This window comes from Flavobacterium marginilacus (assembly GCF_026870155.1).
Lineage (GTDB): Bacteria > Bacteroidota > Bacteroidia > Flavobacteriales > Flavobacteriaceae > Flavobacterium > Flavobacterium marginilacus.
In genome coordinates this window covers 2,309,013-2,324,264 of record NZ_CP113975.1, presented here as the reverse complement: position 1 = coordinate 2,324,264, position 15,252 = coordinate 2,309,013, and the positions used below count along the sequence as shown (strand labels likewise).

General features: G+C 32.5%; 15 protein-coding genes. All 15 read left to right on the top strand.

Annotated features, from left to right (window positions below):
- Positions 1 to 506: 506 nt before the first annotated feature.
- The 15 genes from OZP07_RS10050 to OZP07_RS09980 all read left to right on the top strand — a co-directional run bounded on the left by OZP07_RS10050 (position 507) and on the right by OZP07_RS09980 (position 15,146).
- On the top strand, positions 507 to 1,073 hold the full coding sequence (locus OZP07_RS10050; RefSeq protein ID WP_281638252.1) for a hypothetical protein: 567 nt from the start codon (positions 507 to 509) through the stop codon (positions 1,071 to 1,073).
- Positions 1,074 to 1,243: 170 nt separating this feature from the next.
- A complete protein-coding gene (locus OZP07_RS10045) occupies positions 1,244 to 1,702 on the top strand; it encodes a DUF6985 domain-containing protein (RefSeq protein ID WP_281635786.1) in 459 nt (152 codons plus the stop codon).
- A gap of 1,853 nt (positions 1,703 to 3,555) precedes the next feature.
- Entirely contained in the window at positions 3,556 to 3,687 is a 132-nt protein-coding gene (locus OZP07_RS10040) for a hypothetical protein (RefSeq protein WP_281638251.1), read from the top strand.
- 69 nt (positions 3,688 to 3,756) lie between these two features.
- Complete coding sequence (locus OZP07_RS10035) at positions 3,757 to 4,086, top strand: hypothetical protein (protein ID WP_281638250.1); 330 nt, start codon at positions 3,757 to 3,759, stop codon at positions 4,084 to 4,086.
- 754 nt (positions 4,087 to 4,840) lie between these two features.
- Positions 4,841 to 5,653, top strand: coding sequence for a hypothetical protein (locus OZP07_RS10030; protein WP_281638249.1), 813 nt, complete (start codon positions 4,841 to 4,843; stop codon positions 5,651 to 5,653).
- 1,086 nt (positions 5,654 to 6,739) lie between these two features.
- Positions 6,740 to 6,922, top strand: a complete 183-nt coding sequence (locus OZP07_RS10025; protein ID WP_281638248.1) for a hypothetical protein — start codon at positions 6,740 to 6,742, stop codon at positions 6,920 to 6,922.
- Between the two features lie 10 nt (positions 6,923 to 6,932).
- Positions 6,933 to 7,313, top strand: coding sequence for a hypothetical protein (locus OZP07_RS10020; protein ID WP_281638247.1), 381 nt, complete (start codon positions 6,933 to 6,935; stop codon positions 7,311 to 7,313).
- A gap of 179 nt (positions 7,314 to 7,492) precedes the next feature.
- The gene (locus tag OZP07_RS10015) at positions 7,493 to 8,320 is read left to right on the top strand and encodes a S1 family peptidase (protein WP_281638246.1); all 828 of its coding nucleotides are present in this window, start codon (positions 7,493 to 7,495) and stop codon (positions 8,318 to 8,320) included.
- Between the two features lie 201 nt (positions 8,321 to 8,521).
- Positions 8,522 to 8,863, top strand: a complete 342-nt coding sequence (locus tag OZP07_RS10010; RefSeq protein ID WP_281638245.1) for a type II toxin-antitoxin system RelE/ParE family toxin — start codon at positions 8,522 to 8,524, stop codon at positions 8,861 to 8,863.
- Between the two features lie 3 nt (positions 8,864 to 8,866).
- On the top strand, positions 8,867 to 9,157 hold the full coding sequence (locus OZP07_RS10005; protein WP_281638244.1) for a helix-turn-helix domain-containing protein: 291 nt from the start codon (positions 8,867 to 8,869) through the stop codon (positions 9,155 to 9,157).
- Positions 9,158 to 9,868: 711 nt separating this feature from the next.
- Positions 9,869 to 10,246, top strand: coding sequence for a hypothetical protein (locus OZP07_RS10000; RefSeq protein WP_281638243.1), 378 nt, complete (start codon positions 9,869 to 9,871; stop codon positions 10,244 to 10,246).
- Positions 10,247 to 10,870: 624 nt separating this feature from the next.
- Positions 10,871 to 11,431, top strand: a complete 561-nt coding sequence (locus OZP07_RS09995) for a hypothetical protein (RefSeq protein ID WP_281638242.1) — start codon at positions 10,871 to 10,873, stop codon at positions 11,429 to 11,431.
- Between the two features lie 194 nt (positions 11,432 to 11,625).
- A complete protein-coding gene (locus OZP07_RS09990; RefSeq protein WP_281638241.1) occupies positions 11,626 to 12,201 on the top strand; it encodes a hypothetical protein in 576 nt (191 codons plus the stop codon).
- Between the two features lie 453 nt (positions 12,202 to 12,654).
- Positions 12,655 to 12,786: a hypothetical protein gene (locus OZP07_RS09985; RefSeq protein WP_281638240.1), complete on the top strand. Its 132-nt coding sequence runs from the start codon at positions 12,655 to 12,657 to the stop codon at positions 12,784 to 12,786.
- A gap of 1,067 nt (positions 12,787 to 13,853) precedes the next feature.
- Positions 13,854 to 15,146 carry a pentapeptide repeat-containing protein gene (locus OZP07_RS09980; RefSeq protein WP_281638239.1) on the top strand — a complete coding sequence of 431 codons (1,293 nt, stop codon included), beginning with the start codon at positions 13,854 to 13,856 and terminating at the stop codon, positions 15,144 to 15,146.
- The last annotated feature ends 106 nt before the right edge of the window (positions 15,147 to 15,252 follow it).

Sequence of the window (15,252 nt, the reverse complement as noted above, 5' to 3'; positions counted from 1 at the left end):
GATATTTTTTTGGGATGTTTAAAGGATAAAGCATTTAGGCTTCAAGTCTTTCGATTGGGAATCGTAGAAAGTTCACTTTCAATACGTTTGACAACGTAAAAGACTTGGCGAAGTTATCGAAAATAAATGACAAAGTCAAGAATTTACTTTCGAAAACTTAAACATCCCAAAAAAACAGCGCCCAAAACCCCTATTATTGACTTCGCCTAGCAGGCTTGCTAAGCGCAATAAATAATTGGTTTCATTGATTTGGATTGTGTAGAAAGAAAAAGACAGGAGTAGTCTATCCAACTCCGTTACTGATTAAAATATGGATTGTGTATAAGTCAGTAACTACTCCCAACAGCGGCTATGAGAAATGCCTTCCGCTTTTTTTGGATAAAATAGTACAAATTGAAAAATTTGGCTATTTTAGCTATTATTAGTGAAGCGGCAAAGAGAAGGCACTTCGCATAGCCGCGAAACGTTATGGCTAATACTACAACACCGAAATCCTAAGACGAATTATGAAAATATTAAATCTTCTTTTTTTAACACTTTTACTACTGAATTTTAGTAGTGAAAAGGAAATGGATTTAGGTTCTTTTTCAATGAAAACTCCAAAAGATTGGACTTACATAAAGCAACGTGGAATTGACTCATTTGTTGGAAAAATAGCAATCGGAAAAAACGATACGTTATACTTTGACTATGGATTATACTCAAATAACCTTGAAGAAAGTTTCAATAATGGTTATTATTACATAATAAATAATGACAGTATTTTCACTCCTGATTGGGAACTTAGCAAGTTAGACACAATTAATGAACCTATTTATAAATTCTTTGCACGAGGAGGAAAAACCAAACTAAATGAATTTATAGAGAACACCAGTTACGAAGAGACAATAAATGGACTTAAAGCAAAAATTGTAGTTCCTATAAATGCTGAAAAAGGAACAACAGGTGTATATTTTGAAAATACAAGTACTAATAGAAAAGGAATGAAATTTCAGATTAGCGGTTACAATTTGAAGGAAGAAAATCAGAAAGCATTTTTGAGAGCAATTAAAACGTTAAAATTCAAACATTGAAAAAGCACTAGCCATAACACTTGCTACAAGAGATTTGGGCAATTGGCTTAATTTAAAAATGGTCTTGTATTTGGGAAGTTTTCGCAAATCCGAAAATAAGGCTTAATTTAACCCCAAACCTCTTGTAGCAAGGGGACGTTAGCGGTAATCCTACAAAAAACGAAATTACGATGAAATCAAAAATTTTCGGAGATTTAAAAGAAACTGAATATGATTCCGATTGGTTGGAAGCTTCTCCTTTAGAAATTCCATATTTTAGTAATGAAAAAATAAAAATTACATTAGTAGAAAAAGATTCTGAATATATTCAAAATGCAGAAATAGCCTTTGAAAATTTTTTGAAATTAACGGAAACTGATAAAAATAAAGATTCAGAAAAAGTATATGAATATTATGCAGAAATTCTAAAAGCGGGTTATACGAAAAACCTAAACTTGAAAACTAAAAGTGAAATATGGAATTTCGTTACAGTTGGAGAAATAGTTTTGCATTGGAGTGAAAATGGAACAATATATTTATGTGTTTCTTGTGAATGCGAATGGGAAATTGAACACGGATTACAATTATCATTTAAAAATGGAGAAAAGCTTATAAAAGCAAATTCACATTCAGATGATTTTGAAGAGTAAATAATCAGAATAAATAGAAAGGACTACCGCTAACAGCCGTTTGTAGCAATTGGGGTTTTAGGCTGAATTTAAAGATGGTTTTGTACTTGGAAAATTGTGCATAATGGAAAAATCTCGCATCTTTAATCCCCAACTGCTACAAGCGCCAGAACGTTAGGCGAGAGTTGTGCCGAAAATACGCAGATAAATCCGATTTGGAAATGAAGTTTGTAGCTCGCAGGAAATTTATAAAGCAGAAGCGTGAAAATTGGAATCGCCAACAGAAACTTGATAAATTGAAATCTTGAAAACAGAAGCGTGAAAATTGGAATTTATAAAACAGACGTTTGAAAGTTGGAATCTATAAAAGCAGAAACCAAAAAAACGGAAAAGTAAAAAAACATCGAAAATTACAAACCGAAAAGCAGAAACGTGAAAATTGGAATCTGCCAACAGAAACTTGAGAAATTTGCGGTTAAAATCGTATTTTCGACAAAAACAACCCTCGCCTAACACTTGTTACAAGCGATTTGGGCAATTGGCTTAATTTGAAAATGCTCTTGTATTTGGAATGTTTAGGCAAATCCGAAAATAAGGCTTAATTTAACCCCAAACCTCTTGTAGCAAGGGGACGTTATGGTGTATAGCTCCGACGATCAACAGACAATTTTTATCAGGAGTTTTAATCCGAAAAATACAAACCGAAACAGAAACCGAGCCGACGAAAATCTGAACCGAAATTCGACGCTTAATTGTTGCGGACAAACAAACGTTAAACCGCTTTGTGGAAAACCGAAAGCGGATTTTTTTTGTCGCTTTTTTTTGAGAATTAACCGAAATTGAAACTTAAAAGCGTGAAACTATTTGGAACGGAAAATCGGAAGGCAGAAAAGCTACCGAAATAGGAATCGATAATTGAAATGTCAAATCGTTCGTGCTCAGCAATCGTCAAGCTACACACCATAACACACGCTACAAGCGATTTGGGCAATTGGCTTAATTGAAATATGGTTTTGTATTTGCAAGAATTTGGCTAAACCGAAAAATAACGCTAATTTAGTCCCAAACCGCTTGTAGCGCGAGAACGTTATGGTGTATAGCTCCGACGATCAACAGACAATTTTTATCAGGAGTTTTAATCCGAAAAATACAAACCGAAACAGAAACCGAGCCGACGAAAATCTGAACCGAAATTCGACGCTTAATTGTTGCGGACAAACAAACGTTAAACCGCTTTGTGGAAAACCGAAAGCGGATTTTTTTTGTCGCTTTTTTTTGAGAATTAACCGAAATTGAAACTTAAAAGCGTGAAACTATTTGGAACGGAAAATCGGAAGGCAGAAAAGCTACCGAAATAGGAATCGATAATTGAAATGTCAAATCGTTCGTGCTCAGCAATCGTCAAGCTACACACCATAACACACGCTACAAGCGATTTGGGCAATTGGCTTAATTGAAATATGGTTTTGTATTTGCAAGAATTTGGCTAAACCGAAAAATAACGCTAATTTAGTCCCAAACCGCTTGTAGCGCGAGAACGTTACAGGAGAGTTTACAGCCAATTCGTGCCTAATTGACGCTTTCATTTTCAATAGAAATCAAAGCAGAAACGTAAAAAACCGAACGCAGACAGAACGCCGAATTTGAAAAATTGGAATCTGCCAAACTTACGCCGAAAAGCAGAAACGTGAAAATTAGGAATTGATAACCTGAGGAATGAAAAACTTAATCTGCCAAACTAACGCTGACATTTGAAACGTAATCTTGAAAGCCAAAAAATTAATCTCTGCTCTTTTTTCCCAACAATTGGAATTTATCAAACATAACTTCCGAACTAAAACGGAAAACCGAAGCTTAAAAAATTGGAATAGAAAATGCTAAAGAGAAAAATCGTGCTAAAGAAAAACCCTCCTGTAACAGCTACTACAACGGATTTGGGCAATCGGCTTAATGGAATAATAGTTTTGTATCTGAATGATTTGGCAAATCCGAAAAAATGGTCTTAATTTAATCCCAAACCCGCTGTAGTAGCAACACGTTATGCGTCAGCTTAAAAAAACAGAAGAACGGACAAAATGGGATATAAAAGCGTTTGCATAGATTGTAGAAAGTCTTTAAATAGACCTTTGGAAACTGATTCTGACAGACTATATCCCTGTTCAGAATGTGGAAAATCAATGACTCTTTTGTCACATAGATTCAGGCCTCCAAAAAAGACGGATGATAAAAAATGGGAAGTCGTCCAATATTTAGTTGAAAACGGTTTTCGTTATGACCATATTTATCAAAAAATTGAAACTAATAGCAGAGGCATAACAAGTTATCAGAATTATGCGGAATATCCTAAAAACATAAGAGAAGCAAAAGAGTTTATAGAAAAATATAAGGAACAAGCAAGAAAGTAAATAATCAGAAAAATCCATTTTTAGTTCTCAGCATCTTTTAGATTCAAAAAACAGCCTAACTTTAATTGAAAAAATGGACTTTCACAAAATGGAAATTGAAATATAAATAAAAAGCCGAACGCATAACACTTGCTACAAGAGATTTGGACATTTGGCTTAATTTATAAATGATCTTGTATTAGGGAAATTTAGGCAAATCCGAAAATAAGGCTTAATTTAATCCCAAACCTCTTGTAGCAAGGGAACGTTATGGTGTATAGCTCCGACGATCAACAGACAATTTTTATCAGGAGTTTTAATCCGAAAAATACAAACCGAAACAGAAACCGAGCCGACGAAAATCTGAACCGAAATTCGACGCTTAATTGTTGCGGACAAACAAACGTTAAACCGCTTTGTGGAAAACCGAAAGCGGATTTTTTTTGTCGCTTTTTTTTGAGAATTAACCGAAATTGAAACTTAAAAGCGTGAAACTATTTGGAACGGAAAATCGGAAGGCAGAAAAGCTACCGAAATAGGAATCGATAATTGAAATGTCAAATCGTTCGTGCTCAGCAATCGTCAAGCTACACACCATAACACACGCTACAAGCGATTTGGGCAATTGGCTTAATTGAAATATGGTTTTGTATTTGCAAGAATTTGGCTAAACCGAAAAATAACGCTAATTTAGTCCCAAACCGCTTGTAGCGCGAGAACGTTACCAGCAATTACCGAATAAAAATATATACAACAATATTTACTTGCTTTTATAATGAATAATATTTTAAAATCAATTTTAAAAAAATTAGAAGATTCTCTCTCTAATAGTTATTTTAAACAATATGCTCCAGATAGTCGAAATATTGTAATTTCTCTAAAATTAGAAGAAGATAAAATGAATGATTTCAAAGCCGAAGTTAAAAGTATAAATTGGAACTATATTAGAGCTGATGTTATTTTAATGTATATCACCTTACCAGACAACCAAAACAAATTGAGTTTTGACACTTCATTTCCTGAATTTACTCAAGATGTATATACCTATTTTTATCCTAAAACTGACTTCAAAAATTATCTTCCGAATAATTTTGATACTAGACTTTCATTTCTAAAATACGATGACAAAATTAATTTTGACCTTAACGAATTTAAAATTCTTGTCGAATACATAAAGAAAGATATTATTTCAAAAATAAATACTGAAAAATTTGATTATAATTTTGCAGATAAAAGAGAAGAACCATATGAGACCAAAGAATATAGAAGTACGGCTAGAATCTATAATGCTAAAAATGAAATTGTTGGACAAGTTCATAAATTCATAGGAAATAAAACTATTACAGGGCATACAGACTGCAATAAAATTGATTATTGCAGAATAACTATTTATAATTCAAAACAAGATAAAGTCTACTTTATAAATATGAAAGATTTGAAAAACAATTCAATTCTTCCAATTAGAGAAGGTATAGTTTTTCTAAATAAAAGACCAATTGATTTATTAAGATTAGAATACTGTAAATTATTTTTATTAATGCATAGTTATGCGAAAAACCATAATGGTGCAATATACATTTCTATATAAAATAATAACTGCTGGTAACACTTGCTACAAGAGATTTGGGCATTTGGCTTAATTTAAAAATGGTCTTGTATTTGGGAAGTTTAGGCAAATCCGAAAATAAGGCTTAATTTAATCCCAAACCTCTTGTAGCAAGGGAACGTTATGTGTGATCGCTCCGTGAACGAGAAGCAGACAATTTTAATCAGGAATTTTAGAGACGAAAATGATTAATTGAGACAGAAACCGAGCAAGCTGAAAATTGAAGCGCAAATCGTTTTTTAATTGTTGTGGAAAAGCAAATGTTAATCACTTTTTTTGATAATCGAAGCGGAATATTTTTTGTCGATTTATTTTGAGGATTAATAAACGACTTTAAAAATTGAAACTATGAAAATAATTGGAATCGACAATCGGAAGGCGGAAAAGCTTTGTGCAATTGGAATAGATAATCGAAATCGAGTTTCTGACGTGCTTTCCGTTCGTGTCGCGACCACACATAACCGCTACTACAACGGATTTGGGCAATTGGCTTAATGGAAAAATGGTTTTGTGTTTGGATGATTTGGCAAATCCGAAAATAAGGCTTAATTTAATCCCAAACCCGCTGTAGTAGCAACACGTTAGGCGAGAGTTGTGCCGAAAATACGCAGATAAATCCGATTTGGAAATGAAGTTTGTAGCTCGCAGGAAATTTATAAAGCAGAAGCGTGAAAATTGGAATCGCCAACAGAAACTTGATAAATTGAAATCTTGAAAACAGAAGCGTGAAAATTGGAATTTATAAAACAGACGTTTGAAAGTTGGAATCTATAAAAGCAGAAACCAAAAAAACGGAAAAGTAAAAAAACATCGAAAATTACAAACCGAAAAGCAGAAACGTGAAAATTGGAATCTGCCAACAGAAACTTGAGAAATTTGCGGTTAAAATCGTATTTTCGACAAAAACAACCCTCGCCTAACACTTGTTACAAGCGATTTGGGCAATTGGCTTAATTTGAAAATGCTCTTGTATTTGGAATGTTTAGGCAAATCCGAAAATAAGGCTTAATTTAACCCCAAACCTCTTGTAGCAAGGGGACGTTATGCCTCATGCTAAAAAACCGAAAGATGAGCGAAAGAAAAAATCGTAAACGAAATAAAGAAATAAAAGCTGAAGACGTTGAATTTGATAGCGATGAAAATTTTGCTTTTATTGTGGGATACACTTCTGGTGGTGCACCGTATGGATTGACACACGAAGAGATGAATGATATTGAAAAAGAAAACCACGAAAATGACGATATAATATAAAAGAAAATAAATGTCAACTGGAGAAGCACATACAATTTGGTTTCCTGAATTAAAACAGCTTTTAAAAGAAAATTGGAAAGAAAATTTGACAATTACAAAACAGTTTAAACTTGTAGCTGAATTAGATAATAAACTGAATCAAATTAGAGCCGAAAAAAATATTCAAGCTCCAATGATGTGGTGTCCAAAATGCCAAGAAAGACATCGCTCAAAGCTTAGGTCAATTTCTATAACCGCAATGTATTTTGCTTTAAAAAAATTTGATAATTGTACCGAAATTCAGTTTGTTGAATTAATAAAGAATTGGAAAATATATTCCAAAGAGAAAAACCTTGACATTTATGGAAAGGAAGTGAATAAAACCAATATAGAAAAAAGCACGAAGGCATAACAGCTACTACAACGGATTTGGGCATTAGGCTTAATGGAAAGTTGGTTTTGTATCTGGAATTATTTGGCAAATCCGAAAATTGGTCTTAATTTAATCCCAAACCCGCTGTAGTAGCAACACGTTAGCGGTAAGTATCCCAGAGAAGACATCCAGTAATATACAGAAAACTTTAAAAAAGTATGAAAAAAATCTTAATTGCACTTTTAACTTTTACATTTTTTACTAAAATGAACGGACAATCAATAGATAAACAAAGACTACTTCACGCAAAAAAATCTGTTGTTAGAATATTAATAGATGACAAGCCTTCGGGTACTGGTTTTGTTGTTTCAAAATCAGGACAAATAATTACTTGCTGGCACGTAATTCAACCAGCAATTACTGTAGACGAAACCACAAAACAAATTCATTTAAAGAAAATTACAGCTGAATTTATCTCCGGAGAAAAAATAGAATTGGGAATTTATACTTATCTTTTTGAAGCAGGATACAGAGATGCTTTGATTTATGATTATTGTTTTCTTGAACCATCAATAAAAACGGCGGTTTCTTATGATTTTTTAAAACTTGGAAAATTTGAAAATGTAAACGAAGGAGAACAAGTTTATTCAGTAGGTTATCCTTTGGGAATAGAACAACAGTTTGTATCAACTGGAATATTGTCAACAAAATGGACTGATAAAATTAAATTGCAAGATAATACTGAAATGAATAGAGAAGTTTCTTGGCTTGATTTAACAATGAATAAGGGAAATTCAGGAGGCCCAATATTAAAAATTGGTAGTACAGAAGATGAAGTTATTGGAATTGCTACATTTATTTTAAACCCATATGCAAACACTTCTCAACAACTTTCGAATTTAAGTGCAAATCTTGGCGTTGACATTGCATTTGGTGGAATTAGCCAAGTGAAAGTAAATAAATTGTTTGCGGACGCAGTTACCAATAATTCGATTGGAATTAGTGGATGTGTATCTATAAATCATATTAATAGCGTACTAAAATAATACCTACCGCTAACACTTGCTACAAGAGATTTGGGCATTTGGCTTAATTTAAAAATGGTTTTGTATTTGGGAAGTTTAGGCAAATCCGAAAATAAGGCTTAATTTAATCCCAAACCTCTTGTAGCAAGGGAACGTTGGCAGACATAGCAGAAAATACGAACGCGATTTGCAGTTGTGTAACTTTTAAGTTACCTTTGAAAAATGAAAGTACGTGAAGTTATAGCATATGAAAATTACTTTGAAGATTTTCTTCTTGAACAACCGAAAAAGGTTCAAGATAAAATCTTTAAAATTATTGAAGCAATAGAAACTTTAGAAAGAGTTCCTTCCAATTATCTTAAATCAATGGAGGGAACAAATGGTTTATATGAAGCGAGAATCCAATTAGCTTCAAATATTTGGCGAGTATTTTGTTTTTTTGACAATGGAAAACTCGTAATACTACTCAATGGCTTTCAGAAAAAAACGCAAAAAACTCCCAAAAATGAGATTGAAAAAGCATTGAGATTAATGAAAAAATACTACGAAGAAAAAAACAAATAAATTATGGAAACTAAAAGTTGGAAAGACATTAAAGACAATGTTTACGGGGAAAAAGGAACCGAAAGACGTGATGAACTTGAAAGAGATTTTCAAGGTTTCAAAATTGGCTTGTTACTAAAAAAAGCTCGAGAAGAAAAGCATTTAACGCAAACTGAACTTGGCGGTTTAGTTGATAAAAAAAGAGAATATATTTCAAGAATTGAAAATAACGGAAGTAATTTGACTCTGAAAACTTTGTATGACATTGTAGAAAAAGGATTTGGTGGAAAAGTAAGTATCCAAATTGAACTATAAAGAGCTACGATCTGCCAACACTTGCTACAAGAGATTTGGGCATTTGGCTTAATTTAAAAATGGTCTTGTGTTTGGGAAGTTTAGGCAAATCCGAAAATAAGGCTTAATTTAACCCCAAACCTCTTGTAGCAAGGGAACGTTATGCGTAATTGGCAGTAGACTACGGAGTTTCTTGCACAATGAATTTTCGGGATATTTTTTTTGTGATTTTAAAGAATAAAGCATTTAGGCTTCAAGTCTTTCGATTGGGAATCGTAGAAAGTTCACTTTCAATACGTTTGACAACGTACAAGACTTGGCTAAGTTATTAAAAATAAATGACAAAGTCAATACATAGGATAAATCATTTAGTTTCACTAACTTAAAATCACAAAAAAATAGAGCCCTAAAAGCCCATTATTAACTTCGCCTAGCAGGTTTGCTAAGCACAATAAATAATTTGGTTTCATTGATTTTGATTGCGGTTAGAAAAGATAAGATAGTCTATCCAACTCCGTTACTGAGTAAAAATATAGATTGTAAATAGATCAGTAACTACGCATAACACGGGCTAAGCAAAATGCCTTCCGCTTCTATGGATAAAATAGTACAAATTAAAAAATTTGGCTATTTTAGCAATTATTAGTGAAGCGGGCTAAAGAAGGCACTTCGCCTAGCCCGATCACGTTAGTGGCTATGCAAAGATCCTGCATATAAGAAAAAATATATAAAATGAGAAAATTTCTTTACCTAACGTTATTATTAAGTTTCTATTCTTATAGTCAGACAATTCAAACTGAAGTTTCCGCTTCTGAACTTGTTTACTCGTCAATATTGGAAATAGAAAGTGGAATTTTAACAGGTAAAGGTTATGAAATTCATTTACCGAATTTGATGGCTAATTTGTCTGGGATTAAGCCAAAAAAATACGATTTAAACTATTCCGGGTTAACTTATAGTCCAACAATAGAGGAAATAAAAGTTTGGAAAGAATGGTTTGAGAAAAATAAAGCAAAAATTACATATGGAGAAGTTGACAAAGTTTCTGGTGAAAAAGTAATCCTATTCGAATATGAAAAAGGAAAATTTAGAAGTGATATAGAAAGATAATAATGCACAGCCACTAACAGCTACTACAACGGATTTGGGCAATTGGCTTAATGGAAAGATAGTTTTGTATCTGAATGATTTGGCAAATCCGAAGAATGGGCTTAATATAGTCCCAAACCCGCTGTAGTACCAGAACGTTATGGTGTATAGCTCCGACGATCAACAGACAATTTTTATCAGGAGTTTTAATCCGAAAAATACAAACCGAAACAGAAACCGAGCCGACGAAAATCTGAACCGAAATTCGACGCTTAATTGTTGCGGACAAACAAACGTTAAACCGCTTTGTGGAAAACCGAAAGCGGATTTTTTTTGTCGCTTTTTTTTGAGAATTAACCGAAATTGAAACTTAAAAGCGTGAAACTATTTGGAACGGAAAATCGGAAGGCAGAAAAGCTACCGAAATAGGAATCGATAATTGAAATGTCAAATCGTTCGTGCTCAGCAATCGTCAAGCTACACACCATAACACACGCTACAAGCGATTTGGGCAATTGGCTTAATTGAAATATGGTTTTGTATTTGCAAGAATTTGGCTAAACCGAAAAATAACGCTAATTTAGTCCCAAACCGCTTGTAGCGCGAGAACGTTATGGATAAGCTTAAAACAACTAAATTTTAAAAATGAAATATTTATTTCTTTCCCTATTATTCCCAATATTCTGTATTTCACAAGTTGACACCACTATGGTGAAAATTACAGAACAGAAGATAAATGCTGTTGAAACATCATCTTACAACGATTATGAAAATGATTATTCTATAGAGAAACCAGATTGGCTTAAAGTAGATTCAGATTTACCGTCAAATATGTATGGTGGAGTTATGCCGAAAGTTAATGGAATAGAGAACGCTATTATGATAACTGCTTTTAAAAAGAATCGCTTTGAAAACTTTAAAGATTTTCAGAGAATCTACATTACAGGTAACACATTTGGAAAACCTACTTTATTTAGTGATCAATATACTTGGTATGGTAGAAATAAAAGAGATTTTAAAAAAGTTAAGCATGGAGTAAGTTCTCGCGTATTTTATATTTTCAAAAAACATGTCTATCACAATCAATTTGTTTTACTTGAAACTTCAAGTGCTTATCTATTTGTTCATTTTTGTTCTACACCAGAAACTTACGATGAGAATATAAAGAAATTTAATGAATTTTTGAAAGGATTAAAGGTACAATAAAGCCTATCCATAACAGCTACTACAACGGATTTGGGCAATAGGCTTAATGGAAAAATGGTTTTGCATTTGAAATGATTTGGCAAATCCGAAGAATGGGCTTAATTTAGTCCCAAACCCGCTGTAGTAGCGACACGTTAGGCATAATTTTACTGAAGAAACTAAAATCGTAATAACAATAACCATTTAAGTATAAAATGAAATCTGAAATTGTATACGTTGAAATTGAAACTGGAGCAAATCATGATGGACAAGCACAGATTGGAAAATGCTTCTTTTCGAAAACGGGAAAAACAATTTACTTTAATGGAAATGTTTATCAAAAAGGAAAAGGTTTTTCTAGCAACTATTTTGACATTGAAACTGGAAATGGTTACTGGATTTCTGGAGTGAAAAAAAACGGTACAGATAGACATAAATTCGGAAAAGGCATTATAGAAATCGACCAAAGTATTATTGCAGAATATTTGAAAATTATTGGAGAAACTGAATTGCAGAAAAACAAGTTCAAATTAGTTAACTTAAATAATATTCCGTCAAAAACGAAAGCAACAGAAATACTAAATGAAAAATACGAAGCTGAATTCGATAGTTCTATCCGCTTCAAAAATCCAACGGATTTAACAAAAATTGAACTTGAAAATTTGATTAAATATTATAACGAGATAGATTTTTCAAAACTGTATAAGAAAAATAGAAAAGAATATATTGAAGAATTGAAAAATTTAGAAAGAGAACTAGATAAACGAAACGAACAAAAAAACTATGCCTAACACTTGCTACAAGAGATTTGGGCAATTGGCTTAATTTAAAAATGGTCTTGTATTTGGGAAGTTTAGGCAAATCCGAAAATAAGGCTTAATTTAACCCCAAACCTCTTGTAGCAAGGGAACGTTACAGGAGAGTTTACAGCCAATTCGTGCCGAATTGACGCTTTCATTTTCAATAGAAATCAAAGCAGAAACGTAAAAAACAGAACGCAGACAGAACGCCGAATTTGAAAAATTGGAATTTGCCAAACTTACGCCGAAAAGCAGAAACGTGAAAATAGGAATTGATAAACTGAGGAGTGAAAAACTTAATTTGCCAAACTAACGCTGACATTTGAAACGTAATCTTGAAAGCTAAAAATTAATCTCTGCTCCTTTTTCCCAACAATTGGAATTTATCAAACATAACTTCCGAACTAAAACGGAAAACCGAAGCTTAAAAAATTGGAATAGAAAATGCTAAAGAGAAAAATCGTGCTAAAGAAAAACCCTCCTGTAACAGCTACTACAACGGATTTGGGCAATCGGCTTAATGGAATAATGGTTTTGTATCTGAATGATTTGGCAAATCCGAAAAAATGGTCTTAATTTAATCCCAAACCCGCTGTAGTAGCAACACGTTATGGTGTATAGCTCCGACGATCAACAGACAATTTTTATCAGGAGTTTTAATCCGAAAAATACAAACCGAAACAGAAACCGAGCCGACGAAAATCTGAACCGAAATTCGACGCTTAATTGTTGCGGACAAACAAACGTTAAACCGCTTTGTGGAAAACCGAAAGCGGATTTTTTTTGTCGCTTTTTTTTGAGAATTAACCGAAATTGAAACTTAAAAGCGTGAAACTATTTGGAACGGAAAATCGGAAGGCAGAAAAGCTACCGAAATAGGAATCGATAATTGAAATGTCAAATCGTTCGTGCTCAGCAATCGTCAAGCTACACACCATAACACACGCTACAAGCGATTTGGGCAATTGGCTTAATTGAAATATGGTTTTGTATTTGCAAGAATTTGGCTAAACCGAAAAATAACGCTAATTTAGTCCCAAACCGCTTGTAGCGCGAGAACGTTATGCGTAATTGGCAGTAGACTACGGAGTTTCTTGCACAATGAATTTTCGGGATATTTTTTTTGTGATTTTAAAGAATAAAGCATTTAGGCTTCAAGTCTTTCGATTGGGAATCGTAGAAAGTTCACTTTCAATACGTTTGACAACGTACAAGACTTGGCTAAGTTATTAAAAATAAATGACAAAGTCAATACATAGGATAAATCATTTAGTTTCACTAACTTAAAATCACAAAAAAATAGAGCCCTAAAAGCCCATTATTAACTTCGCCTAGCAGGTTTGCTAAGCACAATAAATAATTTGGTTTCATTGATTTTGATTGCGGTTAGAAAAGATAAGATAGTCTATCCAACTCCGTTACTGAGTAAAAATATAGATTGTAAATAGATCAGTAACTACGCATAACACGGGCTAAGCAAAATGCCTTCCGCTTCTATGGATAAAATAGTACAAATTAAAAAATTTGGCTATTTTAGCAATTATTAGTGAAGCGGGCTAAAGAAGGCACTTCGCCTAGCCCGATCACGTTAGCCGTCAGTTTCGTGGAACGCAGAGAGAATCGTAAATTTAAAAGAAATCTAGATGTCAGAAGAAATAGAAATTATTGAAAATGAAAATGATTTAAGGGTTAAATTTGAAAATGAAATAATAAATCCAGTAACTAATGATTATTGGATTTTAGTTAAAAATAAAATTATTGATTATGATTTTAAATTTCCATTAACATCAAGCGTTTTTAGCGATCATGAATCGACTCAAATATTCTATAGTAGTTTTAATATAAAATATGGCTTAAAATTTAAAGATTGTACTTTTAAAAAAGGAGTACAACTATATCATGATACATCAAAAGCGCGAGACATATGCTTTGAAAATTGCATATTTGAAAATAATGTCAATTTAAGGTCTTATGAAAATTCAGTAATATTTTCAAAATGTCATTTCAAAAATGGCTTTAATGCTAGAAATTCAATTGTTAAAGGTAAAATTAGATTTTGGCAATGTCACTTTGAAAAAGAAGCAGATTTTAGAAATACAAAGTTTGAAGGTCTAGCAGACTTTTGGCGAAGTATTTTCTACAAAAAAACAATTTTCTATAAGACAGATTTTATGGATACTGTAGTGTTTTCATCATCAGTTTTTAAAGAGAATGTTCTTTTCACATATTCTTTGATAAATAAATTAATCCTTTTACGAGGAACAAAAATTGAGAAAGGATTCGATATATCTTTAGCTATTATTCATGGCAAATTAGGGCTTTTTGAATTTAACTTAAATAATTACACTGACACAGAATTTATCACAGAAGAAGATGAATATGAAACAGCAGTTTCAGAAAATGCAATAATTCCAATCACAAATAAAAGAGAAACTTTTAGAATCCTAAAGGATAATTTAGAATCACAAAAAAACTTGTCCGAATCATTAAAATACAAATCAATAGAAAAAGAAGTTTTACGAATAGAACTTATACATAATGGTGGTAACATTCCACTAGACACAACAATCAAGAATTTAAAAAGTATTACTAACAATAGATTAGATAGAATTAATTTATGGTTAAATAAGTGGTCAAATGACCATGGCGACAGTTATGGTAGAGCAATAATTTTTGTATTTGTTGTCGGCTGGACTTTCTTTTACTTTTCACTTTTGACAACAGAAAAGTATTATTTCACAATGAATACAAATCTTTGGAATTTTGGTGAAGGTTTTAAAATATTTATAGAATTTCTAAATCCTCTTCATAAATTTGATTATATAGAAGACACTAAATTATCTAGCGCTTGGTTTTTTGTTTTTGATTTTTTAGGAAAGACATTTGTTGGTTATGGAATATATCAATTTATTCAAGCCTTTAGAAAATATAAATAAGAAAACCGAACGGCTAACAGCCGTTTTGCGCTATTGCGAGAAAAGTGCTAAATTCACGTTTATCTTTCGCAAGAAGTTGTATCTTTAACGGAAAATATAGCGTTCC

Excerpts from the sequence above, each read along its gene's own strand:
- OZP07_RS10050 (WP_281638252.1), top strand. The coding sequence starts at position 507 with ATGAAAATATTAAATCTTCTTTTTTTAACACTTTTACTACTGAATTTT.
- OZP07_RS09990 (WP_281638241.1), top strand. The coding sequence starts at position 11,626 with ATGAAATCTGAAATTGTATACGTTGAAATTGAAACTGGAGCAAATCAT.
- OZP07_RS10005 (WP_281638244.1), top strand. The coding sequence starts at position 8,867 with ATGGAAACTAAAAGTTGGAAAGACATTAAAGACAATGTTTACGGGGAA.
- OZP07_RS10040 (WP_281638251.1), top strand. The coding sequence starts at position 3,556 with ATGCTAAAGAGAAAAATCGTGCTAAAGAAAAACCCTCCTGTAACAGCT.
- OZP07_RS09985 (WP_281638240.1), top strand. The coding sequence starts at position 12,655 with ATGCTAAAGAGAAAAATCGTGCTAAAGAAAAACCCTCCTGTAACAGCT.
- OZP07_RS10020 (WP_281638247.1), top strand. The coding sequence starts at position 6,933 with ATGTCAACTGGAGAAGCACATACAATTTGGTTTCCTGAATTAAAACAG.
- OZP07_RS10010 (WP_281638245.1), top strand. The coding sequence starts at position 8,522 with ATGAAAGTACGTGAAGTTATAGCATATGAAAATTACTTTGAAGATTTT.
- OZP07_RS10015 (WP_281638246.1), top strand. The coding sequence starts at position 7,493 with ATGAAAAAAATCTTAATTGCACTTTTAACTTTTACATTTTTTACTAAA.
- OZP07_RS10000 (WP_281638243.1), top strand. The coding sequence starts at position 9,869 with ATGAGAAAATTTCTTTACCTAACGTTATTATTAAGTTTCTATTCTTAT.
- OZP07_RS10035 (WP_281638250.1), top strand. The coding sequence starts at position 3,757 with ATGGGATATAAAAGCGTTTGCATAGATTGTAGAAAGTCTTTAAATAGA.
- OZP07_RS09995 (WP_281638242.1), top strand. The coding sequence starts at position 10,871 with ATGAAATATTTATTTCTTTCCCTATTATTCCCAATATTCTGTATTTCA.
- OZP07_RS10025 (WP_281638248.1), top strand. The coding sequence starts at position 6,740 with ATGAGCGAAAGAAAAAATCGTAAACGAAATAAAGAAATAAAAGCTGAA.
- OZP07_RS09980 (WP_281638239.1), top strand. The coding sequence starts at position 13,854 with ATGTCAGAAGAAATAGAAATTATTGAAAATGAAAATGATTTAAGGGTT.
- OZP07_RS10030 (WP_281638249.1), top strand. The coding sequence starts at position 4,841 with ATGAATAATATTTTAAAATCAATTTTAAAAAAATTAGAAGATTCTCTC.
- OZP07_RS10045 (WP_281635786.1), top strand. The coding sequence starts at position 1,244 with ATGAAATCAAAAATTTTCGGAGATTTAAAAGAAACTGAATATGATTCC.